Annotated in this window: 26 protein-coding genes, 2 tRNA genes, 3 rRNA genes, 1 other RNA gene and 2 pseudogenes; 32 read left to right on the plus strand and 2 right to left on the minus strand. The window is 40.9% G+C overall.

From position 1 onward, the window contains the following. The first annotated feature begins 48 nt into the window (after nt 1-48). From TZ96_RS00710 to TZ96_RS00740, 7 genes are all read left to right on the plus strand, one after another. Nucleotides 49-1,595: ribosomal RNA gene (locus TZ96_RS00710) — 16S ribosomal RNA — on the plus strand. A 50-nt stretch (nt 1,596-1,645) separates the two neighbouring features. Next, nucleotides 1,646-1,718: transfer RNA gene (locus TZ96_RS00715), tRNA-Ala, on the plus strand. Between the two features lie 125 nt (nt 1,719-1,843). Then, nucleotides 1,844-4,747: ribosomal RNA gene (locus TZ96_RS00720) — 23S ribosomal RNA — on the plus strand. 78 nt (nt 4,748-4,825) lie between these two features. After that, nucleotides 4,826-4,941 (plus strand): 5S ribosomal RNA (gene rrf / locus TZ96_RS00725). Together the 16S, 23S and 5S rRNA genes with 2 tRNA genes alongside form the textbook arrangement of a ribosomal RNA operon. 5 nt (nt 4,942-4,946) lie before the next feature. Then, a tRNA-Asn gene (locus TZ96_RS00730) sits at nt 4,947-5,020 on the plus strand. A 382-nt stretch (nt 5,021-5,402) separates the two neighbouring features. Further along, entirely contained in the window at nt 5,403-5,639 is a 237-nt protein-coding gene (gene comW / locus TZ96_RS00735) for a sigma(X)-activator ComW (RefSeq protein WP_045762483.1), read from the plus strand. A gap of 231 nt (nt 5,640-5,870) precedes the next feature. Further along, the gene (locus TZ96_RS00740) at nt 5,871-7,157 is read left to right on the plus strand and encodes an adenylosuccinate synthase (protein ID WP_025171244.1); all 1,287 of its coding nucleotides are present in this window, start codon (nt 5,871-5,873) and stop codon (nt 7,155-7,157) included. Between the two features lie 479 nt (nt 7,158-7,636). On the opposite strand, the gene TZ96_RS00745 is transcribed toward TZ96_RS00740, so the two are convergent. Beyond that, nucleotides 7,637-8,176 (minus strand): hypothetical protein, encoded by a 540-nt coding sequence (locus tag TZ96_RS00745; protein ID WP_045762484.1) that lies wholly within the window; start codon nt 8,174-8,176, stop codon nt 7,637-7,639. Between the two features lie 308 nt (nt 8,177-8,484). Here TZ96_RS00745 and tadA point away from each other — a divergent pair, with 308 nt between their 5' ends. From tadA to TZ96_RS00800, 14 genes and pseudogenes are all read left to right on the plus strand, one after another. Then, nucleotides 8,485-8,952: a tRNA adenosine(34) deaminase TadA gene (tadA, locus tag TZ96_RS00750; RefSeq protein WP_045762485.1), complete on the plus strand. Its 468-nt coding sequence runs from the start codon at nt 8,485-8,487 to the stop codon at nt 8,950-8,952. A gap of 32 nt (nt 8,953-8,984) precedes the next feature. Then, nucleotides 8,985-9,082, plus strand: an RNA gene (gene ffs, locus TZ96_RS10000) — signal recognition particle sRNA small type. Between the two features lie 213 nt (nt 9,083-9,295). Beyond that, the gene (locus TZ96_RS00755; protein ID WP_000701995.1) at nt 9,296-9,739 is read left to right on the plus strand and encodes a dUTP diphosphatase; all 444 of its coding nucleotides are present in this window, start codon (nt 9,296-9,298) and stop codon (nt 9,737-9,739) included. A gap of 1 nt (nt 9,740) precedes the next feature. Next, nucleotides 9,741-10,280, plus strand: coding sequence for a histidine phosphatase family protein (locus TZ96_RS00760; RefSeq protein ID WP_045762486.1), 540 nt, complete (start codon nt 9,741-9,743; stop codon nt 10,278-10,280). A 10-nt stretch (nt 10,281-10,290) separates the two neighbouring features. After that, a pseudogene (locus tag TZ96_RS10535) lies at nt 10,291-10,452 on the plus strand (DNA repair protein RadA); the annotation flags it as partial. Then, nucleotides 10,448-10,636, plus strand: a pseudogene (locus tag TZ96_RS10870) (cysteine hydrolase); the annotation flags it as partial. The pseudogenes TZ96_RS10535 and TZ96_RS10870, both read left to right, overlap by 5 nt. Nucleotides 10,637-10,660: 24 nt before the next feature. Then, nucleotides 10,661-11,176: a histidine phosphatase family protein gene (locus TZ96_RS00765; protein ID WP_045762487.1), complete on the plus strand. Its 516-nt coding sequence runs from the start codon at nt 10,661-10,663 to the stop codon at nt 11,174-11,176. 10 nt (nt 11,177-11,186) lie between these two features. Beyond that, a complete protein-coding gene (gene radA / locus TZ96_RS00770; RefSeq protein WP_075230442.1) occupies nt 11,187-12,551 on the plus strand; it encodes a DNA repair protein RadA in 1,365 nt (454 codons plus the stop codon). Nucleotides 12,552-12,622: 71 nt separating this feature from the next. Continuing rightward, on the plus strand, nt 12,623-13,318 hold the full coding sequence (locus tag TZ96_RS00775; protein ID WP_045762488.1) for a TIGR00266 family protein: 696 nt from the start codon (nt 12,623-12,625) through the stop codon (nt 13,316-13,318). A 159-nt stretch (nt 13,319-13,477) separates the two neighbouring features. Next, nucleotides 13,478-13,972 carry a beta-class carbonic anhydrase gene (locus TZ96_RS00780; protein WP_045762489.1) on the plus strand — a complete coding sequence of 165 codons (495 nt, stop codon included), beginning with the start codon at nt 13,478-13,480 and terminating at the stop codon, nt 13,970-13,972. Nucleotides 13,973-14,187: 215 nt separating this feature from the next. Further along, a complete protein-coding gene (locus TZ96_RS00785) occupies nt 14,188-15,156 on the plus strand; it encodes a ribose-phosphate diphosphokinase (RefSeq protein ID WP_000010179.1) in 969 nt (322 codons plus the stop codon). A gap of 300 nt (nt 15,157-15,456) precedes the next feature. After that, the gene (gene abpA / locus TZ96_RS00790) at nt 15,457-16,140 is read left to right on the plus strand and encodes an amylase-binding adhesin AbpA (protein WP_045762490.1); all 684 of its coding nucleotides are present in this window, start codon (nt 15,457-15,459) and stop codon (nt 16,138-16,140) included. A 74-nt stretch (nt 16,141-16,214) separates the two neighbouring features. After that, entirely contained in the window at nt 16,215-17,054 is an 840-nt protein-coding gene (gene srtB / locus TZ96_RS00795) for a class B sortase, LPKTxAVK-specific (protein WP_045762491.1), read from the plus strand. A 142-nt stretch (nt 17,055-17,196) separates the two neighbouring features. Beyond that, a complete protein-coding gene (locus TZ96_RS00800) occupies nt 17,197-17,634 on the plus strand; it encodes a CoA-binding protein (RefSeq protein WP_045762492.1) in 438 nt (145 codons plus the stop codon). Nucleotides 17,635-17,768: 134 nt separating this feature from the next. Here the strand turns inward: TZ96_RS00800 and TZ96_RS00805 are convergent, their stop codons facing one another. Next, on the minus strand, nt 17,769-18,779 hold the full coding sequence (locus TZ96_RS00805; protein ID WP_045762493.1) for a YeiH family protein: 1,011 nt from the start codon (nt 18,777-18,779) through the stop codon (nt 17,769-17,771). 153 nt (nt 18,780-18,932) lie between these two features. Here TZ96_RS00805 and TZ96_RS00810 point away from each other — a divergent pair, with 153 nt between their 5' ends. The 11 genes from TZ96_RS00810 (at nt 18,933) to comA (ending at nt 26,721) form a co-directional block, all read left to right on the plus strand. Beyond that, nucleotides 18,933-20,102 (plus strand): pyridoxal phosphate-dependent aminotransferase, encoded by a 1,170-nt coding sequence (locus TZ96_RS00810; protein ID WP_045762494.1) that lies wholly within the window; start codon nt 18,933-18,935, stop codon nt 20,100-20,102. Beyond that, nucleotides 20,099-20,869 carry a DNA repair protein RecO gene (recO, locus tag TZ96_RS00815; protein WP_045762495.1) on the plus strand — a complete coding sequence of 257 codons (771 nt, stop codon included), beginning with the start codon at nt 20,099-20,101 and terminating at the stop codon, nt 20,867-20,869. Before TZ96_RS00810 ends, recO begins: the two co-directional genes overlap by 4 nt. Beyond that, nucleotides 20,866-21,858 carry a phosphate acyltransferase PlsX gene (plsX, locus tag TZ96_RS00820; RefSeq protein WP_045762496.1) on the plus strand — a complete coding sequence of 331 codons (993 nt, stop codon included), beginning with the start codon at nt 20,866-20,868 and terminating at the stop codon, nt 21,856-21,858. Before recO ends, plsX begins: the two co-directional genes overlap by 4 nt. A 5-nt stretch (nt 21,859-21,863) precedes the next feature. Beyond that, nucleotides 21,864-22,100 carry an acyl carrier protein gene (locus TZ96_RS00825; protein WP_000130002.1) on the plus strand — a complete coding sequence of 79 codons (237 nt, stop codon included), beginning with the start codon at nt 21,864-21,866 and terminating at the stop codon, nt 22,098-22,100. A 582-nt stretch (nt 22,101-22,682) separates the two neighbouring features. Beyond that, nucleotides 22,683-22,877 (plus strand): class IIb bacteriocin, lactobin A/cerein 7B family, encoded by a 195-nt coding sequence (locus TZ96_RS00830; RefSeq protein WP_045762497.1) that lies wholly within the window; start codon nt 22,683-22,685, stop codon nt 22,875-22,877. Nucleotides 22,878-22,904: 27 nt separating this feature from the next. Then, on the plus strand, nt 22,905-23,105 hold the full coding sequence (locus TZ96_RS00835) for a hypothetical protein (RefSeq protein ID WP_045762498.1): 201 nt from the start codon (nt 22,905-22,907) through the stop codon (nt 23,103-23,105). 8 nt (nt 23,106-23,113) lie between these two features. Continuing rightward, a complete protein-coding gene (locus TZ96_RS00840) occupies nt 23,114-23,281 on the plus strand; it encodes a class IIb bacteriocin, lactobin A/cerein 7B family (protein ID WP_001047582.1) in 168 nt (55 codons plus the stop codon). A gap of 286 nt (nt 23,282-23,567) precedes the next feature. After that, nucleotides 23,568-23,747: a hypothetical protein gene (locus TZ96_RS00845; RefSeq protein ID WP_045762500.1), complete on the plus strand. Its 180-nt coding sequence runs from the start codon at nt 23,568-23,570 to the stop codon at nt 23,745-23,747. Nucleotides 23,748-23,801: 54 nt separating this feature from the next. After that, nucleotides 23,802-23,978 carry a hypothetical protein gene (locus tag TZ96_RS10820; RefSeq protein ID WP_186822188.1) on the plus strand — a complete coding sequence of 59 codons (177 nt, stop codon included), beginning with the start codon at nt 23,802-23,804 and terminating at the stop codon, nt 23,976-23,978. A gap of 210 nt (nt 23,979-24,188) precedes the next feature. Beyond that, a complete protein-coding gene (locus TZ96_RS10825) occupies nt 24,189-24,344 on the plus strand; it encodes a hypothetical protein (protein ID WP_198921486.1) in 156 nt (51 codons plus the stop codon). A 223-nt stretch (nt 24,345-24,567) separates the two neighbouring features. After that, a complete protein-coding gene (comA, locus tag TZ96_RS00850; RefSeq protein ID WP_045762501.1) occupies nt 24,568-26,721 on the plus strand; it encodes a peptide cleavage/export ABC transporter ComA in 2,154 nt (717 codons plus the stop codon). Nucleotides 26,722-26,732 lie beyond the last annotated feature (11 nt).

Consider the following 26,732-nt stretch of genomic DNA (forward strand, 5'->3'; position numbering starts at 1 on the left):
AAAAAACAATAAATCTGTCAGTGACAGAAATGAGTGAGAACTCAAACTTTTAATGAGAGTTTGATCCTGGCTCAGGACGAACGCTGGCGGCGTGCCTAATACATGCAAGTAGAACGCTGAAGGAGGAGCTTGCTTCTCCGGATGAGTTGCGAACGGGTGAGTAACGCGTAGGTAACCTGCCTGGTAGCGGGGGATAACTATTGGAAACGATAGCTAATACCGCATAACAGTAGATATTGCATGATATCTGCTTGAAAGGTGCAATTGCATCACTACCAGATGGACCTGCGTTGTATTAGCTAGTTGGTGGGGTAACGGCTCACCAAGGCGACGATACATAGCCGACCTGAGAGGGTGATCGGCCACACTGGGACTGAGACACGGCCCAGACTCCTACGGGAGGCAGCAGTAGGGAATCTTCGGCAATGGACGGAAGTCTGACCGAGCAACGCCGCGTGAGTGAAGAAGGTTTTCGGATCGTAAAGCTCTGTTGTAAGAGAAGAACGAGTGTGAGAGTGGAAAGTTCACACTGTGACGGTATCTTACCAGAAAGGGACGGCTAACTACGTGCCAGCAGCCGCGGTAATACGTAGGTCCCGAGCGTTGTCCGGATTTATTGGGCGTAAAGCGAGCGCAGGCGGTTAGATAAGTCTGAAGTTAAAGGCTGTGGCTTAACCATAGTACGCTTTGGAAACTGTTTAACTTGAGTGCAAGAGGGGAGAGTGGAATTCCATGTGTAGCGGTGAAATGCGTAGATATATGGAGGAACACCGGTGGCGAAAGCGGCTCTCTGGCTTGTAACTGACGCTGAGGCTCGAAAGCGTGGGGAGCAAACAGGATTAGATACCCTGGTAGTCCACGCCGTAAACGATGAGTGCTAGGTGTTAGACCCTTTCCGGGGTTTAGTGCCGCAGCTAACGCATTAAGCACTCCGCCTGGGGAGTACGACCGCAAGGTTGAAACTCAAAGGAATTGACGGGGGCCCGCACAAGCGGTGGAGCATGTGGTTTAATTCGAAGCAACGCGAAGAACCTTACCAGGTCTTGACATCCCTCTGACCGCTCTAGAGATAGAGTTTTCCTTCGGGACAGAGGTGACAGGTGGTGCATGGTTGTCGTCAGCTCGTGTCGTGAGATGTTGGGTTAAGTCCCGCAACGAGCGCAACCCCTATTGTTAGTTGCCATCATTCAGTTGGGCACTCTAGCGAGACTGCCGGTAATAAACCGGAGGAAGGTGGGGATGACGTCAAATCATCATGCCCCTTATGACCTGGGCTACACACGTGCTACAATGGCTGGTACAACGAGTCGCAAGTCGGTGACGGCAAGCTAATCTCTTAAAGCCAGTCTCAGTTCGGATTGTAGGCTGCAACTCGCCTACATGAAGTCGGAATCGCTAGTAATCGCGGATCAGCACGCCGCGGTGAATACGTTCCCGGGCCTTGTACACACCGCCCGTCACACCACGAGAGTTTGTAACACCCGAAGTCGGTGAGGTAACCTTTTAGGAGCCAGCCGCCTAAGGTGGGATAGATGATTGGGGTGAAGTCGTAACAAGGTAGCCGTATCGGAAGGTGCGGCTGGATCACCTCCTTTCTAAGGATAAGGAATGCACATTGGTCTTGTTTAGTCTTGAGAGGTCTTGTGGGGCCTTAGCTCAGCTGGGAGAGCGCCTGCTTTGCACGCAGGAGGTCAGCGGTTCGATCCCGCTAGGCTCCATTGGTGAGAGATCACCAAGTAATGCACATTGAAAATTGAATATCTATATCAAATAGTAACAAGAAAATAAACCGAAAACGCTGTAGTATTAATAAGAGTTTATGACTGAAAGGTCAGAAAAATAAGGTTAAGTTAATAAGGGCGCACGGTGGATGCCTTGGCACTAGGAGCCGAAGAAGGACGTGACAAACGACGATATGCCTTGGGTAGCTGTAAGTAAGCGATGATCCAGGGATTTCCGAATGGGGGAACCCAACAGGTACTACCTGTTACCCATATCTGTTAAGGATATGAGGAGGAAGACGCAGTGAACTGAAACATCTAAGTAGCTGCAGGAAGAGAAAGCAAAAGCGATTGCCTTAGTAGCGGCGAGCGAAACGGCAGGAGGGCAAACCGAAGAGTTTACTCTTCGGGGTTGTAGGACTGCAATGTGGACTCAAAGATTATAGAAGAATGATTTGGGAAAATCAGCCAAAGAGAGTGATAGCCTCGTATTCAAAATAGTCTTTGTACCTAGCAGTATCCTGAGTACGGCGGGACACGTGAAATCCCGTCGGAATCTGGGAGGACCATCTCCCAACCCTAAATACTCCCTAGTGACCGATAGTGAACCAGTACCGTGAGGGAAAGGTGAAAAGCACCCCGGGAGGGGAGTGAAATAGAACCTGAAACCGTGTGCCTACAACAAGTTCGAGCCCGTTAATGGGTGAGAGCGTGCCTTTTGTAGAATGAACCGGCGAGTTACGATATGATGCGAGGTTAAGTTGAAGAGACGGAGCCGTAGGGAAACCGAGTCTGAATAGGGCGTCTTAGTATCATGTCGTAGACCCGAAACCATGTGACCTACCCATGAGCAGGTTGAAGGTGCGGTAAGACGCACTGGAGGACCGAACCAGGGCACGTTGAAAAGTGCTTGGATGACTTGTGGGTAGCGGAGAAATTCCAAACGAACTTGGAGATAGCTGGTTCTCTCCGAAATAGCTTTAGGGCTAGCGTCGACATTAGAGATTCTTGGAGGTAGAGCACTGTTTGGGTGAGGGGTCCATCCCGGATTACCAATCTCAGATAAACTCCGAATGCCAATGAATTATGGTCGGCAGTCAGACTGCGAGTGCTAAGATCCGTAGTCGAAAGGGAAACAGCCCAGACCACCAGCTAAGGTCCCAAAATAATTGTTAAGTGGAAAAGGATGTGGGGTTGCACAGACAACTAGGATGTTAGCTTAGAAGCAGCTATTCATTCAAAGAGTGCGTAATAGCTCACTAGTCGAGTGACCCTGCGCCGAAAATGTACCGGGGCTAAAACAATTTACCGAAGCTGTGGATACCTTTATAGGTATGGTAGGAGAGCGTTCTATGTGTGAAGAAGGTGTACCGTGAGGAGTGCTGGAACGCATAGAAGTGAGAATGCCGGTATGAGTAGCGAAAGACAGGTGAGAATCCTGTCCACCGTAAGACTAAGGTTTCCAGGGGAAGGCTCGTCCGCCCTGGGTTAGTCGGGACCTAAGGAGAGACCGAAAGGTGTATCCGATGGACAACAGGTTGATATTCCTGTACTAGAGTATGTAGTGATGGAGGGACGCAGTAGGCTAACTAAAGCAGACGATTGGAAGTGTCTGTCTAAGCAGTGAGGTGTGAATTGAGTTAAATGCTTAGTTCTATAACATTGAGCTGTGATGGGGAGCGAAGTTTAGTAGCGAAGTTAGTGACGTCACACTGCCAAGAAAAGCTTCTAGCGTTTAAACATACTCTACCCGTACCGCAAACCGACACAGGTAGTCGAGGCGAGTAGCCTCAGGTGAGCGAGAGAACTCTCGTTAAGGAACTCGGCAAAATGACCCCGTAACTTCGGGAGAAGGGGTGCTGACTTTAAGTCAGCCGCAGTGAATAGGCCCAAGCAACTGTTTATCAAAAACACAGCTCTCTGCTAAATCGTAAGATGATGTATAGGGGGTGACGCCTGCCCGGTGCTGGAAGGTTAAGAGGAGTGCTTAGCGGAAACGCGAAGGTATGAATTGAAGCCCCAGTAAACGGCGGCCGTAACTATAACGGTCCTAAGGTAGCGAAATTCCTTGTCGGGTAAGTTCCGACCCGCACGAAAGGCGTAATGATTTGGGCACTGTCTCAACGAGAGACTCGGTGAAATTTTAGTACCTGTGAAGATGCAGGTTACCCGCGACAGGACGGAAAGACCCCATGGAGCTTTACTGCAGTTTGATATTGAGTGTCTGTACCACATGTACAGGATAGGTAGGAGTCTATGAGATCGGGACGCCAGTTTCGAAGGAGACGCTGTTGGGATACTACCCTTGTGTTATGGCCACTCTAACCCAGATAGGTGATCCCTATCGGAGACAGTGTCTGACGGGCAGTTTGACTGGGGCGGTCGCCTCCTAAAAGGTAACGGAGGCGCCCAAAGGTTCCCTCAGAATGGTTGGAAATCATTCGCAGAGTGTAAAGGTATAAGGGAGCTTGACTGCGAGAGCTACAACTCGAGCAGGGACGAAAGTCGGGCTTAGTGATCCGGTGGTTCCGTATGGAAGGGCCATCGCTCAACGGATAAAAGCTACCCTGGGGATAACAGGCTTATCTCCCCCAAGAGTTCACATCGACGGGGAGGTTTGGCACCTCGATGTCGGCTCGTCGCATCCTGGGGCTGTAGTCGGTCCCAAGGGTTGGGCTGTTCGCCCATTAAAGCGGCACGCGAGCTGGGTTCAGAACGTCGTGAGACAGTTCGGTCCCTATCCGTCGCGGGCGTAGGAAATTTGAGAGGATCTGCTCCTAGTACGAGAGGACCAGAGTGGACTTACCGCTGGTGTACCAGTTGTCTTGCCAAAGGCATCGCTGGGTAGCTATGTAGGGAAGGGATAAACGCTGAAAGCATCTAAGTGTGAAACCCACCTCAAGATGAGATTTCCCATGATTTTATATCAGTAAGAGCCCTGAGAGATGATCAGGTAGATAGGTTAGAAGTGGAAGTGTGGCGACACATGTAGCGGACTAATACTAATAGCTCGAGGACTTATCCAAAGTAACTGAGAATACGAAGCGTGATTATTTTAAGTGAAATTTGAAAGATATTCAATTTTGAGTAGGTATTACTCAAAGTTAAGTGACGATAGCCTAGGAGATACACCTGTACCCATGCCGAACACAGAAGTTAAGCCCTAGAACGCCGGAAGTAGTTGGGGGTTGCCCCCTGTGAGATAAGGAAGTCGCTTAGCTTTAATCCGCCATAGCTCAGTTGGTAGTAGCGCATGACTGTTAATCATGATGTCGTAGGTTCGAGTCCTACTGGCGGAGTATATAAACGTTCTAAGGAACGTTTTTTTATTTATCTTTCAGGGGTCATCTTGATCCTTTTTTTATTTAGCTCTTTATTAATATTTAATATCTTTTATAAGTTTTTTAGATTTGAGTGCTTTATTATAAGTCTTTTTAATAGGTCTTATAAGTAATTCTTTAATAGATTGTGTGATCTTGCCATCATAGTTTAGACAGTGACTTCTTTTCATTATAGAAATTTTAGATCTTTTTTGAAATGTAGGATTGTTGAGCTGAACTGTCAATTTTTTTATCTGTTATTTATTTGGATATTCATTATAGTACATGATAGAAGTATCTTCCCAGGTTCTTCTATTTTTTTGTTATACTCATTTTATCAATAGAAATGGAGTTAAATAAAATGATTGAACAGATTTATGAACAATATCTTGATTTTTATGATGTTATTGAAAAGGAATATAGTTATTTAGTAGATAATGATTTAGAATGGGAAGTTTTTCATCTTCGATTTTTACTATATTATTTAGTTCGGTACAAGATTGATATTATGCATCCTTTATTTTCTTTCCACTATAGAGCTTGCTACCGTTTGTACATTGAACAGTTATTGATTTCAAATGACTGGGTTGGGGGATAATTTATAATTTTCATATTTCCGAACGATTTTATAGTTTTTTCTTTTCATAATATAAATTTACAATATTTTTTAAATATTAATTTTCTAATTTTCTCTAATTCCCTAATGTTTCTAGTCTTTGGTCTTGAAAAAATTGAGAATCTTTATTATAATAAATTGTAAGATATAATTGCAGGTGAGATTCCTGCCATGTATGTGAGAAAGGAAGAGCCTAAGGGCTCAGACAAGATTATGACTTCAGTTGTTGTTGTAGGTACCCAGTGGGGTGATGAAGGTAAAGGGAAGATTACAGACTTCCTCTCAGCTAATGCAGAAGTGATTGCACGTTACCAAGGTGGTGATAATGCTGGTCACACAATTGTGATTGATGGAAAGAAATTTAAGTTGCACTTGATTCCTTCTGGAATTTTCTTCCCTGAAAAAATTTCTGTCATTGGGAATGGGATGGTTGTAAATCCTAAGTCACTTGTGAAAGAGTTGAGCTATCTTCATGATGAAGGTGTTACAACAGATAATCTACGTATTTCTGATCGTGCGCATGTTATTTTGCCGTACCACATCGAGTTAGACCGTCTGCAAGAAGAAGCTAAGGGTGAAAATAAAATTGGTACTACTATCAAGGGTATCGGACCAGCTTATATGGATAAGGCTGCTCGTGTTGGAATCCGTATTGCAGATCTTTTGGATAAAGAGATTTTCCGTGAACGTTTAGAACGCAATCTTGCTGAGAAAAATCGTCAATTTGTAAAATTGTATGATAGCGAACCTATTTCATTTGATGATATTTTTGAAGAATATTATGAGTATGGCCAACAAATCAAGCAATATGTAACAGATACTTCTGTTATCTTGAATGATGCACTTGATAATGGCAAACGTGTTCTTTTTGAAGGTGCACAAGGGGTCATGTTAGATATTGACCAAGGAACTTATCCGTTTGTTACTTCTTCAAACCCTGTTGCTGGTGGTGTGACAATTGGTTCTGGTGTTGGTCCAAGCAAGATTGACAAGGTTGTAGGTGTATGTAAGGCCTATACAAGTCGTGTAGGAGATGGGCCTTTCCCAACTGAGTTGTTTGATGAAGTGGGAGAACGCATTCGTGAAGTAGGTCATGAGTATGGTACTACAACAGGTCGTCCACGTCGTGTAGGTTGGTTTGACTCAGTGGTTATGCGTCATAGTCGCCGTGTTTCTGGCATTACGAATCTTTCTTTGAACTCTATCGATGTTTTGAGTGGTTTGGATACAGTTAAAATCTGTGTTGCTTATGATCTTGACGGTCAACGCATTGACTACTATCCAGCTAGTCTTGAACAATTGAAACGTTGTAAACCTATTTATGAAGAATTACCAGGTTGGTCAGAAGATATCACTGGAGTACGTACTTTGGAAGATCTTCCTGAAAATGCACGTAACTATGTTCGTCGTGTTAGCGAATTGGTTGGTGTTCGTATCTCTACTTTCTCAGTCGGTCCTGGTCGTGAACAAACAAATATTTTAGAAAGTGTTTGGTCATAAGAGATTTTTAAGATTTGTTTAAGATAGTTCAGCTACACTATAGACAGTTACAAGAAGACCTCCTAACTTGTTGTAACAAATATCCTAAACTTTTCTTTTTCATAATAATCTCCCTATAAAGTCACCGCATTCGGTGGCTTTTTTTGTCAGCTTTTAAGTCATATTTAGGTGGCTTCTTTACTTTTAAGACAAAGAAAAAAACAGTGGGACAGAAATCTTTAGACCAACTCTCGATTTGGTACACCCAGATCTGTGAGGTTTCAACATTTGGGTAAATTGGTTAAAGTTGTGAATTGAGAAAAGAAGTTTTGGTAAAAGACGCTTTTTGAATTCTCAAATACCAACAAATCGTTCAATTTGCCATCACATCAAAGGCGCATAACTAAGAAAAAATGAGGTTGGGATTTCTGATCCCAGCCTCTTCAGTGAACTATTTTCTTGAGAATTTGTAAGTTAGACAAACTTGAATTTTTTCTGAATCAGCTTACTTGATTATCTGATTTATCACTTTGAAATTGCTTTATTTCGTGCATAAAAGCATCTGCTTTTAGTTTGTCTGTGATGATACTGACTCTGACTAGCTTATTTAGTTTTTTTTCATGTCCTTCTAAAAAAATAGGATTTCTAATTTTTATGCTTAACTTTACGCAATTAAAAGGACGCTTTTTAATGGTTATTTGTTCGATATCTTGAAGTCCAAATTGATAATGTAATAGGCTGTGGCCTCTACTGCTATAGGTATAATACTGAACAATATTGTTTTTATAAATTTCTAATTTTACTCCATTTATGAAGAGATAATACCCCATAAACCATATAAGGAGGGGAGCATAAATTAGCACTATCGCCATAACAATCTTGTCTGAAAAATCAGTATTATAAGCCATCAGGTGCTTTAGAATCCAGAGAACCATAACAGATAAAGATATTATGGATGGCCCTCCTACTCTATTAAATGTATCTTTGTAAGGGGACATCAAGATAAGTTTTGGTTCATCCTGTAAAAATTCTAATTTCATTATTTACCCTTTCATCTTGTTTATTATTTAAATCTCAGGATAATCATCTCTTGGAGACTTATAGTTAAAAATCTTCCGACAGATCTAGACATTCTGTATCAGTTGTCTCCATTACTCTCAGTTCATGATTTCTAGTGTTTCTCTAAATTTTGCTACTATTATACTCTTTTTAAAACTTTATTTCTACAATCCAGAGATAGATTACTATCTATAGAAAAGTTAGTTACTGCAAATATTACAGAGCTCTTTTTTTGTCTAGGAAAACATGCTATAATGATAGAATTGATAGGCGTGGAAAGAGAGAAGCTATGGATTATACAGTTGAAGAAAAAGAAGTATTTATGAGAGAGGCCTTAAAGGAGGCAGAGATTGCTCTAGAACATGATGAAATCCCAATAGGTTGCGTAATTGTCAAGGATGGAGAAATCATTGGTCGGGGGCACAATGCACGTGAGGAGTTGCAACGTGCGGTCATGCATGCGGAAATTATGGCCATCGAGAATGCGAATCTGAGGGAAGAGAGCTGGCGTTTGTTGGACTGCACACTTTTTGTGACCATTGAGCCTTGTGTGATGTGCAGCGGGGCGATTGGGCTTGCTCGTATCCCTAAGGTAGTTTATGGGGCTAAAAATCAGAAATTTGGTGCAGCTGGAAGTCTGTATGATATTTTGACAGATGAGCGCCTCAATCATCGTGTAGAGGTTGAAACAGGTATTTTAGAGAGTGAATGTGCAGGCATTATGCAGGAATTTTTCAGAAATCGACGGAAAAAATAATTTCTCTTTTAAAATCTTTGGAAATGTGGTATAATAACTAATGGAGCAACAGTTCTGCGTGAAGCGGGTCAGGGGAGGAATCCAGCAGCCCTAAGCGAAGTGAATTGTGTGCTCTTTTTTTGTGCTTTAAAGAAAACAGTTTAAGTGTGGCTAAAAAAGAATGAGTTTGTTAATAAAAGGGAAAATAAGTGACATTTGAAATGTCTTTAAATTTTTTTGTATGATTTTATTGTTTGCTTTTTGATAGGACACTTTTCTTTATTTTATATAGAAGATTTTTCGTGCTTTTTTCGAATAAATAAGATAAAATAGCCTAGAATGAAAGATTAAAAAGAGGGAAAATATGAAAATTCGTGGTTTTGAATTAGTTTCTAGTTTTACAGATGAGAGTTTGCTACCAAAGCGTGAGACAGCGCATGCGGCTGGTTATGATTTAAAGGTTGCGGTGCGCACAGTCATTGCTCCAGGAGAGATTGTCCTTGTTCCAACAGGGGTTAAAGCCTATATGCAACCGACTGAGGTTCTCTACCTCTATGATCGTTCTTCAAACCCTCGTAAGAAGGGCTTGGTTTTGATTAACTCTGTGGGTGTCATTGATGGAGATTATTATGGTAACCCAGGAAATGAAGGGCATATCTTTGCACAGATGAAGAACATTACTGATCAAGAAGTGATTCTTGAAGTTGGGGAACGCGTGGTTCAGGCTGTCTTTGCTCCATTTTTGATTGCGGATGGCGATGCGGCAGATGGTGTTCGGACTGGTGGATTTGGATCAACTGGGCACTAAGATGAAGATTATCTTTGTACGTCACGGGGAGCCAGATTATAGTATGCTTGATAAACTTGAAAATCCGCAACTCTATAGTGGTTTTGGTCGTGATTTAGCACCATTGACAGGAAAAGGTCGCAGTCTGGCAAAAGAAGTTGCTAAAACTGCATGTTTTGGAAAGGCAGAGATTATTATTTCATCGTCTGTGACGAGGGCTTTAGAAACAGCACATTATATAGCGGTTGAAACAGGATTGGATTTATTTGTGGAGCCGTTTTTTCATGAGTGGCGTCCAGACTTAGATGGTACTAACTCTGATTTAACTAGTGTATTGGTAGCTCATGAATATTATCTAAAACATCAAGGAGGTTTATCTGAAGATTCTCCTTATCGCTATGAAACTGGTCTAGAGATGCGTCATCGTTTTTTAAGTGCTTTGGAAAAATATAAAAATTATAAAACTATTATCATTGTAACTCACGGAATGCTGATGCGCCAGTTTGTACCAAATGAGAAGATTGATTTTTGCCAAGTGATTGAATGTGAGATAGAGATTTAGAAAGAGGTTTATCATCGCAAAGAAAAAGGCGACATTTGTGTGTCAAAATTGTGAATATAATTCCCCTAAATATCTGGGGCGTTGTCCTAACTGTGGATCTTGGTCTTCTTTTGTGGAGGAAGTTGAGGTTGCAGAGGTCAAAAATGCGCGTGTGTCCTTGACGGGGGAGAAAAGACAGAAAGAAGAAATTTGCGACCGGCTTGCTGCTTGTATCTTCTCGTATCTTTGAGAAGCGTCGGGCTTCTTGCTTTACTAATCCAGATTTAGAGGAAAACGGTGCTAAAAGCATAGAGTTTATAGGGGTAGATGGCAATGGCTGTGTTAAGGCTTCCGTTTTGGCAGCTACCAAGGAGAATTAATAGTTTTATGGGGATCTTAATATGAAAATTATTTTTATCCGTCACGGAGAGCCAGATTATCGTGAGTTAGAGGAGCGTTCCTATACTGGATTCGGGATGGATTTGGCGCCTTTATCTGAGAAGGGATGGCAGCAAGCTCAGGAACTGAGCAAAAATTCTTTGCTACACTCAGCTGATCTACTAGTTTCTTCTGCAGTCACAAGAGCTTTAGAGACTGCTAGCTATGTGGCTTGTGCTACTGGACTTCCTTTGAGAGTGGAGCCATTATTACATGAATGGCAAGTCTATGAAAGTGGCGTAGAGAATTTTGAAAAAGCTCGTACTCTGTTTCTAGGAAATAATGGATCCTTACCTCCTAATAGTCCTATTCAATATGAGACAGCTGTAGAGATGAAGTCTCGTTTTCTAGAATGCATGGCTAAGTATCGGGAACATCAAACTGTGGTAGTTGTAGCCCATCGCATGCTCATGAGCCAATTTGTACCAGATGAGAAGATTGATTTTTGCCAAGTGATTGAGTGTGAGATAGAGATATAGAAAGAGGTTTATCATCGCAAAGAAAAAAGCGACATTTGTATGTCAAAATTGTGGGTATAATTCCCCTAAATATCTGGGACGTTGTCCAAACTGTGGGTCTTGGTCTTCTTTTGTTGAGGAAGTCGAGGTTGCAGAAGTCAAGAATGCGCGTGTGTCCTTAACAGGTGAGAAAACCAAGCCCATGAAACTGGCTGAAGTAACTTCCATCAATGTCAATCGAACCAAGACTGAGATGGAGGAGTTTAACCGAGTTCTTGGTGGAGGTGTGGTACCAGGAAGTCTTGTCCTTATAGGTGGAGATCCTGGGATTGGAAAATCAACCCTGCTCTTACAAGTTTCAACCCAGCTGTCTCAAGTGGGGACAGTTCTCTATGTCAGTGGGGAGGAGTCTGCTCAGCAAATCAAGCTACGAGCAGAGCGCTTGGGTGATATTGATAGTGAGTTTTATCTCTATGCTGAGACCAATATGCAGAGTGTTCGCGCAGAGGTGGAGCGCATCCAGCCAGATTTCCTCATTATCGACTCTATCCAGACCATCATGTCTCCGGAGATTTCAGGAGTGCAAGGATCTGTGTCTCAGGTGCGTGAGGTGACTGCAGAACTCATGCAGTTGGCTAAGACTAATAACATCGCTATCTTTATCGTCGGGCATGTGACCAAGGAAGGAACCTTGGCGGGACCTCGTATGTTGGAGCATATGGTGGATACGGTGCTTTACTTTGAGGGGGAACGCCACCATACTTTCCGTATCTTGAGGGCGGTCAAAAACCGTTTTGGTTCGACAAATGAAATTGGGATTTTTGAGATGCAATCAGGTGGATTGGTTGAGGTGCTCAATCCGAGTCAAGTTTTCCTAGAAGAACGTTTAGATGGAGCCACTGGATCGTCAATCGTGGTGACTATGGAAGGGACACGTCCAATTCTTGCTGAAGTGCAGGCCTTGGTGACGCCGACTATGTTTGGGAATGCTAAGCGTACGACGACCGGGCTTGATTTCAATCGTGCTAGCTTGATTATGGCTGTTTTGGAAAAACGGGCTGGTCTCTTGCTTCAAAATCAGGATGCCTATCTCAAATCGGCTGGTGGTGTCAAATTAGATGAGCCTGCGATAGACTTAGCTGTTGCAGTCGCCATTGCTTCGAGCTACAAGGACAAGCCAACCAATCCTCAGGAATGTTTTGTAGGAGAATTAGGTTTGACTGGAGAAATTCGGCGCGTAAATCGTATCGAGCAACGGATCAATGAAGCAGCGAAACTTGGTTTTACAAAAATCTATGTACCGAAAAATTCCTTGACTGGAATCAAACCACCTAAAGAAATTCAGGTGATTGGAGTGACCACTATTGGAGAAGTCTTGAAAAAAGTATTTGCCTAATAGTCTTACTCAGTTTTAGATTGCAAAACACTTTATAGCTAATATTTATTAAAAACAAGGAGGAATTTCTGATGAAATTTTCTATGGATAGTCAAATGCAATTTCCTTTGGTAGAGTTGTCACTCAATCAAGGAGAAACCGTCTATATCCAGCGAGGTAGTATGGTCTACCACACGCCTAACGTAAGCCTCAATACCCAGCTCAATGCTAGTGGTTCTGGTTTGGGGCGTTTTGTCAAAGCTGTGGGACGTTCTATGGTTTCTGGCGAAAGCACCTTCATTACTCAAGCAGTTGCAGAGTCTGACAACGGCAACCTTGCTTTAGCACCCGATACTCCTGGTCAAGTGATTGCTCTCGAGCTAGGAGAAAAGCAATATCGATTGAATGATGGAGCCTTTCTAGCTCTTGATGGTACAGCTTTCTATACAATGGAGCGCCAGTCTATTGGGAAGGCTCTGTTCGGAGGGCAAGGCGGTCTCTTTGTGATGACAACCCAAGGTCAGGGAACTCTTTTGGCTAATGCTTTTGGATCTATTAAGAAAATTGAGCTTCAAAACCAAGAAATAACTATTGACAATGCCCATGTGGTGGCTTGGAGTCAATCTTTGGACTATCATATCCACTTAGAAAATGGTTTCTGGCAATCTATTGGTACAGGCGAAGGAGTGGTAAATACCTTCCGAGGTACTGGTGAGGTTTATGTACAAAGTCTCAATCTTCAAAGCTTTGCAGGTTCTCTCAACAAGTATATCCAAAAAGAATCATAACAATAAAAACTAGGATAGGGACCTAAGCTAGATGCTAGAAATCTCTGTTCTAGTTTTTTATATGGAAGTTGAAAACTGACAAGACGAAGAAAAGATGGTAAGATAGAGGATAAATAATTTGGTTTTCAAATTACCTTAAAAGTAAGAAAGTGTGTTGTCATGTCGTATTTTGAACAGTTTATGCAAGCCAACCAGGCTTATGTTGCCCTGCATGGTCAGTTAAATCTGCCAATCAAGCCTAAAACAAGAGTAGCCATTGTGACTTGTATGGACTCACGTCTGCACGTTGCACAAGCTTTGGGGTTAGCACTTGGAGATGCTCATATTTTACGGAATGCGGGCGGTCGAGTGACAGACGATATGATTCGCTCACTCGTGATTTCCCAGCAACAAATGGGAACAAGAGAGATTGTGGTTCTTCATCATACAGACTGTGGTGCACAGACTTTTCAAAATGAAGAATTTCAAGAACATTTAAAAGCTGAATTAGGAGTCGATGTCTCGGGTCAAGATTTTCTCCCTTTTCAAGATGTTGAGGAGAGTGTTTGTGAGGATATGCAGTTACTTCGAGAGTCTCCACTGATTCCAGATGATGTCGTTATTTCAGGGGCTGTTTATGACGTGGATACAGGTAGTATGAGAGAGGTATACTAACTTTTCCTTTGTGAGTTCCTATCTTCCTATGAGATAGAATGTCTAAGTTGTCACATTTTTGCTTGAATATAAGGAATATAAATGAGCACAAGGCAAAGGTATAAATGTCTACTCTTGTCTTATTTTTTATTGAAAAATCAAGAAAAAAGCGCTACAATGGTAGTTGGAAAATATTGTGAAAAAACACAAGCGATACATAAATACTGGAGGAAATCATGTCTTTTTCTGATTTAAAGCTGTTTGCCCTTTCTTCAAATAGAGAATTGGCAGAGCGTGTGGCGCAAGAGATTGGGATAGAGTTGGGAAAATCGACTGTACGTCAATTTTCAGATGGAGAAATTCAAGTTAATATCGAAGAATCAATCCGTGGAAAACACGTCTTTATCCTACAATCAACTAGCTCACCTGTAAATGACAATCTGCTAGAAATTTTGATTATGGTAGATGCTTTGAAACGTGCCAGTGCAGAATCTGTCAACGTTGTTATGCCTTACTATGGTTATGCACGTCAGGATAGAAAGGCGAGAGCGCGTGAGCCAATCACTTCAAAACTTGTAGCAAATATGCTTGAAGTAGCTGGAGTGGATCGTTTGCTGACGATTGACTTGCACGCTGCACAGATTCAGGGATTCTTTGATATTCCTGTCGATCACTTGATGGGTGCTCCTTTGATTGCAGACTACTTTGAGCGTCGTGGCATGGTTGGTTCTGACTATGTAGTTGTCAGCCCAGACCATGGTGGGGTGACTCGTGCACGTAAATTAGCAGAGTTTTTGAAAACTCCAATTGCTATTATTGACAAACGTCGTAGCGTAGACAAGATGAATACCAGTGAAGTGATGAATATCATTGGTAAGGTAGAAGGCAAGACTTGTATCTTGATTGACGATATGATCGATACAGCTGGAACTATTTGCCATGCGGCGGATGCTCTTGCTGAAGCTGGTGCTGTCGAAGTTTACGCAAGCTGTACGCACCCAGTTCTTTCAGGGCCTGCTATGGATAATATCCAAAAATCAGCTATTAAAAAATTGGTTGTTTTGGATACTATCTACCTACCAGAAGAGCGTTTGATTGATAAGATCGAGCAAATCTCTATTGCACATCTCTTGGCGGATGCTATCATTCGTATCCACGAAAAACGTCCTCTATCTCCATTATTTAGTATTGAGAAAAAAATCTAACGAATTCGTTGGATCAGACAAAACTCCTAACAAAGTGATAGGCCTTGTTGGGAGTTTTCTTAATTAGATCAGGAAAATGTGAAAATTTCACTAATTGTTCGTTTTTTAGTCCATTTTTTTCCTTAATCTTTCGATAATATTGCTTGTTTTTTAAGAATATAATAAATTTTACTCGTTTTTTACCAGAAATTTTAAAAATAATTTAAGAAAAATCTTGACAACTTAAATATATGTGATATAATTTGAGTTAATAAGGATTATCCTTATAATTAAAATTAAACTTAAAGAGGAGATAAAACAATGAAAAAAGTTTTATTGTCATCAGTAGTAGCTCTTGCAGTATTCTCAGCAGCAGCTCCAGCATTTGCATCTGACAATTCATATAGCTCAAACGCATTGATTCAAAAACATTATGTTTCTGAACGTGATATTGCAGATGAAGCTAATACACAAGTAGCAGCACATGACGCTGAAATCCGTGAAGAGGCACAACGTCAATTTGATCAAACAGCAGCAGCAGCAGTTAAAGCAGCTGAAGCTAAATTGAAAGCTTTCTTGGACTCAGGATACTCAGGCCATGATTTTACTGATAAGAAAAACGCTCTAGAAGCTGAAGTTGCAGCAGCTAAAGCTAAAGGTGAGCAAGCTTATAACGAAATTTACAATACTGTTCGTAACCGTTACGTTCAAAAATTGCAAGAAAAATACCGTGAAGCAGCTCAACGTGAAGGTAAATACTGGAACGATCCAACTGGTGTTCAAGACAACAAAACTAAAGAAATGCGCGATGCAGAAGATAAAGCTCTTAACCACGGTGGAGTAACAGAAGAACAAGCAGCAGCTGACCAAGCTGCAACTAAACCAGAAGATGGTAAACCAGGTGCTGTAGACCAAGCTAAAAAAGCAGACGCAGCTGCTAAAAAAGCAGGAGCAAATGCTAAAGCAGGTCAAAAAGCCCTTCCAAAAACACACGCTGCTAAATAATTTTATTTAAAAAGTAGCCAATCACTGAAACTTGGTTTCAGTGATTTTTTTGGTAAAAAATGAGGGAGGAAAAGATGAGTAGACGTTCTACGACAAAGAAATCACCAATTACTAAAATAATTGCTTCAATCGTTGCAGTAGCTATCGTTGCTTTGGGAGGCTTCTTTATCTATAAGAGCTTTCTAGCTCCAAGTGGAGATAAGCTAAATGATGCAAAGGTTACTCAGGAAGCTCCAAAACAAGCCTATACTGCTAGCGCAGAAGAAAAGGAATATCTCGCAAATAAATTTAAAGGCTTGCTCGAAACAAACTCTGAAACAGTTGGTTATGTATATATTCCTGGCACACAGTTGGATGAACCAGTTGTTCAAACAACGGATAATGCGACTTATTTAGATAAGCGCTTTGATGGTGTTAACGAGCCTTTAATGGGGGCAGTCTTTATGGACGCCGATAACAAGAAGGACTTTAGTGATCGATTGACTTGGTTATTTGGTCACGCTCGTGGTAGTAAAGTTCCTGATCATCGTATGTTTAAAGATGTGAATTACTTCAGTCGCCAAGAATATTTTGATGAACATCCTTATGTAGTCATTGAAACTCCAGAAAGAAAGTATTATTATGAAGCTGTTGCCATGATTATTGTTCCAGAAGAAACAGCTTTTTACCGTACTTCTTTTGATGATGATGCGGATTTTGAGAAACAGCTAAATATTATTTATGATACTGCAGAGGTTAAGAAACCAAATGTTAAGGTATCAGCTAAGGATAAATATCTTGTTCTTTCTACTTGTCGTGAAGAAGATGATACGATTCGTGCCAATCTCTACCTTCGACAAATTCCTGACTCAGAGATGAGTGACTTTGTCAAACAACATGGAGAAAGCCTTCAGTATAAACCAACAAGAGAATAATCTATAAATAAAAAAATTATGAATCCTCCTCAGATTAAATGAAATAGTTTAATTTTGGGAGGATTTTTTGATTTTTGTTTTTATAGTAAACTTCTGCAAACCCTTTCAAAATATGCTATACTGATGAAAAAGGAGGATTTTTATGACTCAAGAATTTATCAATCCAAGTGATGGTGTGATCCGTCAGTATCTAGCAACTAGTAAGACTCTAGCAGTAGTGGGCTTATCTGATCGTGAGGAAACAACGAGCAATCGAGTGACAAAGGAAATGCAGGCTCGTGGCTATAAAATCATTCCAGTAAACCCTAAGGCTGCAGGTGGGGAAATCTTGGGAGAAAAGGCTTATGCCAGTCTAGCTGAGATTCCTTTCCCTATAGATATCGTCAATGTCTATCGTCGTAGTGAGTTTCTGCCTGATGTAGCTCGTGATTTTCTCAAGGCAGATGCTAAGATTTTCTGGGCGCAACTAGGACTTGAAAGTCTAGAAGCGGAAGAAATCTTGCGTGCTGGAGGTTGCGATGATATCGTGATGAATCGTTGCATCAAGAGAGAACATACACGCTTAATTCTTGAACAATAAAAAGGTAGCTTGCGGGCTACCTTTTGTGTTATACTCAATGAAAATTAAAGAGCAAACTAGGAAACTAGCCGCAGGCTGTACTTGAGTACGGCAAGGCGACGTTGACGTGGTTTGAATTTGATTTTCGAAGAGTATTAGAAAATACCGATGAGCGTTTGCATACCCAGGCTAGTCAGGATGATGGCAATCCAGCAGAGGGCGCCAAGAAGAATGGATTTACCACTGGACTTAATCATAGCAATGAGATTGGTTTTAAGACCAATAGCACTCATAGCCATGATGATGAGGAATTTGGAGAGTTGTTTGAGAGGTGAAAAGAAGCTACTGCTGACACCGAAGGAAGTAAGGACGGTGGTTAGCAAGGAAGCTAGGATAAAGTAGAGAATGAAAACAGGGAAGATTTTTTTTAGTTTTACTCCTTGGTTGTTGCCTTGTTGACGACTTTGCCAGTAAGAGAGGAAGAGAGTGATAGGGATAATAGCTAGGGTACGGGTCAATTTGACAATAGTAGCAGACTCAAGAGTGTTTGTGTGGTAAAGACTATCCCAGGCGCTGGCAGTGGCTGTTACAGAGGAAGTATCATTGACCGCAGTTCCTGCAAAGAGGGAGAAGCCCTCGTTTGATAGGTGAAGCCAGGTTCCTAGGGTTGGGAAAATAAGCGCTGCTAAGACATTGAAGAAAAAGATAACGGAAATGGCTTGGGCGACTTCCTTTTCTTTGGCATGGATGACGGGAGCGGTCGCTGCAATGGCAGAACCTCCACAGATAGAGGAACCAACACCGATCAAGGTAGCTAGCTTTGTATCTAGGTCAAAAAAGCGTTGGAAAAGATAAGCTACAATCAAGGCTATAGAAATGGTAGATAGAATGACAGGAAGGGAAGATTTTCCGACTGCGAAGACTTGTGAGATATTGAGCCCAAACCCAAGCAAGATAACAGCATACTGAAGCAATTTCTTGGAGCTGTAAGTCAAACCGGCATCCAGTTGTTTATAGGAACTGAGAAAGTGGTGGAGAATCATACCGATAAAGATGGCAAAAACAGGTGCCCCAACAACAGGCAAGAAGCTCCCTAAGGTCCAAGAGATGATGGAAATGATAAGACAGGCTAAAAGTCCGGCCCCATTTTTTGATAGAAATGACATAAAAACCTCCTAAAATAAGCACTTCTTATTATAGTCTTATCTTGAAAAAAAGTAAATAGAAAGTAGGAATTAGGCTGTCATTAAATGGAATTTTGCGGTCAGAGAGCTTTTGTAGTATAATAGACATATGTTCTTTAAGCAAGGAGGGTATCTATGGACTTAACCAAGCGCTTTAATAAACAATTAGATAAGATTCAAGTTTCCTTGATTCGTCAGTTTGACCAGGCTATTTCTGAGATTCCTGGGGTTCTACGTCTGACATTGGGAGAGCCTGACTTTACAACTCCAGACCATGTCAAGGAGGCAGCTAAGCGAGCCATTGACCAAAACCAATCCTACTATACAGGGATGAGTGGTTTGATGACCTTACGCCAGGCAGCTAGTGATTTTGTAAGAGAAAAATACCAGCTAGACTATAATCCTGAAAATGAAATCTTGGTCACAATCGGTGCGACAGAAGCCCTATCTGCTACTTTGACAGCTATTTTAGAAGAGGGTGACAAGGTTCTCTTGCCAGCTCCTGCCTATCCAGGTTATGAACCAATTGTCAATCTAGTTGGCGCAGAGATTGTCGAGATTGATACAACTGAAAATGGTTTTGTCTTGACTCCTGAAATGCTGGAGAAGGCAATTCTGGAGCAGGGTGACAAGCTCAAGGCTGTTATTCTTAACTATCCAGTCAACCCTACAGGAATTACTTATAGTCGCGAACAGTTGGAAGCCTTGGCTGACGTTTTACGCAAGTATGAGATTTTCGTTGTCTGTGATGAGGTCTACTCAGAATTAACTTATACAGGGGAAAATCATGTCTCTTTGGGAACAATGCTGAGAGATCAGGCCATTATCATTAACGGTCTATCCAAATCACATGCTATGACAGGTTGGCGTTTAGGCTTTATCTTCGCACCAGCAAACTTCACAGTCCAACTCATCAAGAGTCACCAGTACTTGGTAACTGCTGCGAATACTATGGCGCAACATGCTGCGGTGGAAGCTTTGACGGCTGGTAAGAACGATGCAGAGCCGATGAAAAAGGAGTATATCCAACGTCGGGACTACATTATCGAGAAAATGACTAATCTTGGTTTTGAGATTATCAAACCTGACGGTGCCTTTTATATCTTTGCTAAGATTCCAACAGGCTACAATCAAGATTCGTTTGCTTTTCTAAAAGATTTTGCTCACAAGAAGGCTGTTGCCTTTATCCCTGGTGCAGCTTTTGGTCAATATGGAGAAGGTTATGTGCGCTTGTCTTATGCAGCTAGCATGGAAACCATCAGAGAAGCTATGAAACGTCTTGAGGAGTACATGAGAGAAGCATGATTCAGTCTATTACGAGTCAGGGGTTGGTGCTCTACAATCGTAATTTTCGTGAGGATGACAAGCTAGTCAAGATTTTTACAGAGCAGGTCGGCAAGCGGATGTTTTTTGTCAAACATGCCGGTCAGTCCAAACTGGCTCCAGTTATTCAACCTTTGGTGCTGGCTCGTTTTCTTTTGCGAATCAATGATGATGGACTTAGTTATATCGAAGACTATCATGAGGTGATGACCTTTCCAAAAATCAATAGTGATCTCTTTGTCATGGCCTATGCGACCTATGTGGCAGCTTTGGCAGATGCTAGTTTGCAGGACAATCACCAAGATGCTCCCTTGTTTGCTTTTTTACAAAAGACTTTAGAGTTGATGGAAGAGGGTTTAGATTATCAGGTCTTGACCAATATTTTTGAAATTCAGATCTTAACCCGTTTTGGGATTAGTCTTAATTTTAATGAGTGTGTCTTTTGCCATCGGGTGGGTCAGGCCTTTGATTTTTCTTTCAAATATGGTGCTTGCTTATGTCCTGAGCATTACCATGAGGACGAGAAACGTTGTCATCTGAATCCAAACATTCCCTATCTGCTCAATCAATTTCAAGCTATTAACTTTGAGACTTTAGAGACTATTTCGCTCAAGTCTGAAATCAAGCAAGAATTGCGTCAGTTCATGGATCAAATTTATGAAGAGTACGTCGGAATTCACCTAAAATCAAAGAAATTTATTGATTCCCTAGCTGATTGGGGACAATTACTAAAAGAGGAAGACAAATGAAAAAAATCGCAGTAGATGCAATGGGTGGCGATTACGCACCTCAAGCCATCGTTGAGGGTGTTAATCAAGCCCTTGCTGACTTTTTAGATATTGAGATTCAACTTTACGGAGACGAAAGCAAAATCAAGCAATATCTAACAGCTACAGAACGCGTCAGCATTATCCATACAGATGAAAAAATTGATTCGGATGATGAACCGACAAAAGCCATTCGTAAGAAGAAAAATGCCAGTATGGTATTGGCTGCTAAGGCTGTCAAAGATGGTGAGGCTGATGCCGTGCTCTCTGCAGGAAATACAGGTGCTTTGCTTGCGGCAGGATTTTTCATCGTAGGTCGCATCAAGAATATCGATCGTCCAGGGCTTATGTCAACCTTACCAACAGTTGATGGGAAAGGTTTTGATATGCTGGACCTCGGTGCCAATGCAGAAAACACAGCCCATCACTTACATCAATACGCCATCTTAGGTTCTTTCTATGCCAAAAATGTTCGTGGAATTGCAAAACCACGAGTTGGTTTGCTTAATAACGGGACAGAGAGCAGTAAGGGAGACCCACTCCGCAAGGAAACTTATGACTTGCTAGCAGCTGATGAGAGTTTGAACTTTATCGGTAATGTGGAAGCGCGTGATTTGATGAATGGCGTTGCAGATGTGGTCGTGGCAGATGGTTTCACGGGAAACGCTGTGCTCAAATCCATTGAAGGAACAGCCATGGGGATCATGGGCTTGCTAAAAAATGCTATTACAGGTGGTGGACTTCGAGCAAAACTTGGTGCTCTTCTTCTTAAGGATAGTCTTAAAGGCTTGAAAAAGCAGCTCAACTATTCAGATGTTGGGGGTGCAGTTTTGTTTGGTGTTAAGGCGCCGGTTGTTAAGACTCATGGCTCAAGTGATGCCAAGGCTGTGTATAGTACGATTCGTCAGATTCGTACTATGCTAGAAACAGACGTAGTTGCTCAAACTGCGCGTGAATTTTCAGGAGAATAATATATATGACAGATAAAGAAATTTTTGACCGCGTCGTGACCATTATCCAAGAACGTCAAGGGGAAGACTTCGTAGTAACAGAAGCCTTGAGTTTGAAGGATGATTTAGATGCTGATTCGGTAGATTTGATGGAATTCGTACTAACCATTGAGGATGAATTCGGAATCGAAATTAGTGATGAAGAAATCGATCACCTCCAAAGTGTAGCAGATGTATTAAAAGCCATTAAAGATAAAATCTAACATAAAGCAACATGCAAGTCATGTTGTTTTTTTATTTCTCGAAAAAAGATAAGATGTTGAAGTTTTATAGTTGAGTTTACGAATAAAGAGATGAGAACAAAAAAGGAGGATTACTGATGTATGTGACCGGTCTTTATCCGTGGTTGATCAAGTGGTTTTTAAAATAAATTTGACTTAGTTGTTTATTTTGAAATTATTTTATCGAATAGATAAGTAAGAAGAAAAGGAAAGGAGTTTGATTAATGTATTTACCAATTTTACTTCCATGGTTTATCAAATTGTATTTTAAATAAATTAAATTTATTCATTCATTTTAAAATGATTTCTCGAATAGATAAGTGAGAAGAAGAGTAAGGAGATTGCTTCATGTTTATGCCAATCATGTATCCATGGTTCATTAAGTGGTTCTTAAAATAAATTTGATTTAGCTGTTTATTTTAAAATGATTTCTCGAATAGACAAGTGAGAAGATAAGGAAGGAGAGAAAAAATGATTTCAGTTATTTATCCAATTTGGCTTTTAAAATGGTTTAAAGGTTAACAATCACAAACAAAAAAACTATAAAAATAAAGGAGAAAACAAATGACAAACTTTGACAAAATGGAACAGAACTTTGCAGCTCTTACGGAAGAAGAGTTGATGGAAGTGGATGGGGGAGCACTGCCTCTTGTACTCGCTGGAGTATCTATTTGGAAGGTAGGTGCGGCAGTAGCAGGTGGAGCAACAGCGCTTTTTGCTGGAGGAGCAGCTTTGGGGTATTATGCAAATAGACCATAATCTGATTGTAGTCAGAGAGGCATTTCTATGTTTTTAAAAAAAGAAGTGATATTATTAGGGGTATTGTTATCGCTACGTATTATTTTTACTATTGTTCAAATTTTAATTGACTATAAAATATTACCTGGACAGTATAGTGTAAATTTTATGGATATTTCAGAAGTATTTACCTATCCAATACTCATTTTAATCATTTATATAGCAATAAAATATAATACAAAGGAGTAATGATGAACATGAACTTAGAACAATTTTATCAATTATCTGACGATGAATTAGTGGGAACAAAAGGTGGTTTTGGTCTTGCGGAAGCAGTTGGGATTGCAGGAGTACTGAATGCTGCTGTACAAATTTTTAATGCTGGTTACAAATTTGGTTCAGATTTTGCTCGTCGTGGGCGTTAGATAATGAACAATCGCAACACTGATCTCAATACATTGTTACCATAGTTCCTTTGGTGGCAATAGGTCTCAATCTCGTGCTTCATGTAATTCGTACAGGTTCGTTATTATCCTTTGATTGGAAATGGTATTTAGTTGGATTGATTGCCTCAGGCTATTTTGGGATTTTTTGCAACGATTTGTCAAAAGATAATCCAAACTATAAATGATGAATCTGAATGAAAAGGATTTTGTGCGTGTGAATGGCGAAAAAACTCTGCCATTCTTGTCAGATAAATAGGAGTCTGCTATGAAAAAATTTTTATTGGGATTTGCTGAAGGTTATTTTATCGTGTCAGTCATTATCTATATTGTAACGTATTTGATTTTGAAAAAACCGATCAATACCTTGTTTTATCTAGAAACCTATCCAATTCTGCTTGGTCTGTTTTATGTAGGGTATAAGTGTAGTTCAGAAAATAAAAAATGATCAATTATAAACTAATCATTAAGTTGAACTAAAAAGGAATAAAAGTGAACTTGTATGAAAAATCTAAAAAATGTAATGGGAGCCTTTTTAATTATTTTTGGAGTGCTTTGCATATTAGGAGATTTAAATGTAATTACCTTTAATGTTGAAAAATACTTCCAAACAGAGTTATTTGTTCCGATGCTTATTTTGATGATGAGTTATTTAGATTCAGGTAAAGACAAGGTTTAAATAGAACTATTATTAGTATGTGGCAAATGCTATTGAATAATCATCTTTTAGTTGTTATCAATTGAATAAGAACTAAAAAAGAATGGAGAAATAAATGAATATCTCAGAAGAATTTGCGGCAATAATTATATCAGCCTCAGGAATAGTAGGACTTTTGGTTGGAGTAGCTATTGGATTAGCTAGTATTATTTAAAAAGGAGTAGATGAAAGATGAAGAAACTGGATGAAAAATTTGCTATTATGACAGAGGAAGACTTGGCTGTAACTAAGGGAGGTTTCATTGTTACTACTTCTACAGCAGTAGCTTGGGGTGTTTTAGGAGGAACTTCTTATATGTTTGGACGTTATCTAGGAAGTAGACGTTAATTTAAAAATTCGTGGTAAATCGTAAAAAAATTGAAAAAGGTAAGAAATATTAATCATTATATTTTCTAGGTAGGACGTTTGTTCTACCTATTTTTATTTAGGAAAAAGTGCTGTTCAGGTGCAGTTATTGTTTTTTTAGAAATAATTTTCTTTTTGCTTCTTTGTTTGTATAAAATAATCTTACAAAGTTTTCTTTGGAGATTGTTAGGAAAAGGAGTAGGATATGAAATTTAGTAAACGGCATTATCGTCCTCAGGTAGACCAGATGGATTGCGGTGTAGCTTCATTAGCCATGGTCTTTAGTTATTATGGTAGTTATTATTCTTTGGCTCACTTGCGAGAATTGGCCAAGACGACCATGGATGGGACGACGGCTTTGGGCTTGGTCAAGGTGGCAGAGGAGATTGGCTTTGAGACGCGAGCTATTAAGGCGGATATGACGCTCTTTGATTTGCCGGATGTAACCTTTCCTTTTGTAGCTCATGTGCTTAAGGAAGGGAAATTGCTTCATTATTATGTGGTGACTGGGAAGGACAAGAACAGCATTTATATCGCTGATCCAGATCCTAGTGTTAAGCTGACCAAGATTTCTCGTGAGCGATTTGCCAAGGAGTGGACAGGAATCACTATTTTTATGGCTCCATCTCCGAGTTATAAGCCTCATAAGGAACAAAAAAATGGTCTGCTATCCTTTATCCCTATACTAGTAAAACAGCGTGGCTTGATTGTCAATATCGTTTTGGCAACACTCTTGGTAACCTTGATTAACATTGTGGGTTCTTATTATCTTCAATCAATCATTGACACTTATGTGCCAGATCAGATGCGCTCGACGCTAGGGATTATTTCTATTGGGTTGGTCATCGTTTATATTCTCCAGCAAATCTTGTCCTATGCTCAGGAGTATCTCTTACTTGTTTTGGGGCAACGCTTGTCAATTGATGTGATTTTGTCCTATATCAAGCACGTTTTTCATTTGCCCATGTCCTTTTTTGCGACACGTCGTACAGGGGAAATCGTGTCTCGTTTCACGGATGCAAATAGTATCATCGATGCGCTAGCTTCGACTATTCTGTCAATCTTTTTGGATGTATCTACTGTCTTGATTATTTCAGTAGTTTTATTTTCGCAGAATAGTAATCTCTTTTTCATGAGTTTACTAGCCCTTCCTATCTATACAGTGATTATCTTTGCTTTTATGAAGCCTTTTGAAAAGATGAATCGGGATACCATGGAAGCCAATGCGGTTCTGTCTTCTTCGATCATTGAGGACATCAATGGTATTGAGACTATCAAGTCCTTGACCAGTGAAAGCTCGCGCTACCAAAAGATTGACAAGGAATTTGTGGATTATCTGAAAAAATCTTTTACCTACAGTCGGGTAGAGAGTCAGCAAAAGGCTCTGAAAAAGCTTGCCCAACTCTTGCTCAATGTTGGCATTCTCTGGATGGGGGCTCTCCTAGTTATGGACAATAAGATGAGTTTGGGCCAGTTGATTACCTATAATACCTTGCTTGTTTACTTTACAAATCCTTTGGAGAATATCATCAATCTGCAAACCAAACTTCAGACAGCGCAGGTAGCCAATAACCGTCTGAATGAAGTTTATCTGGTTGCATCTGAGTTTGAGGAAAAGAAAACAGTCTCAGATTTGAGCTTGCTAGAAGGAGATATGACTTTCAAGCAGGTTCACTACAAGTATGGCTATGGTCGAGATGTCTTGTCGGACATCAATCTAACCATTCCGCAAGGCTCTAAAGTGGCTTTTGTGGGAATTTCAGGATCAGGTAAGACGACCTTGGCTAAGATGATGGTTAATTTTTACGATCCAAGTCAGGGGGAGATTAGTCTGGGTGGCGTTAATATCAATCAGATAGATAAAAAGGCTCTGCGCCAGTATATCAACTATCTGCCTCAGCAACCCTACGTTTTTAATGGAACGATCTTGGAGAATCTTCTCCTTGGAGCTAAGGAGGGGACGACCCAGGAGGATATCTTGAGAGCAGTGGAGTTGGCAGAGATTCGGGAGGATATTGAGCGTATGCCACTGAATTACCAGACAGAATTGACTTCGGATGGGGCAGGGATTTCAGGTGGGCAACGTCAGAGAATCGCTCTGGCGCGTGCTCTCTTGACCGATGCGCCTGTCTTGATCTTGGATGAGGCGACCAGCAGTCTGGACATTTTGACCGAGAAGCGAATTGTTGATAATCTGATGGCTTTGGATAAGACCTTGATTTTCATCGCCCATCGTTTGACCATTGCTGAGCGGACAGAGAAGGTTGTCGTTTTGGATCAGGGCAAGATTGTCGAAGAGGGGACACATATGGAATTACTGGCTCAGGGTGGTTTTTATGCCCACTTGGTGAATAGTTAGAGAGGAGAAAA

This window comes from Streptococcus infantis (assembly GCF_000963255.1).
Taxonomy (GTDB): Bacteria; Bacillota; Bacilli; order Lactobacillales; family Streptococcaceae; genus Streptococcus; species Streptococcus nidrosiense.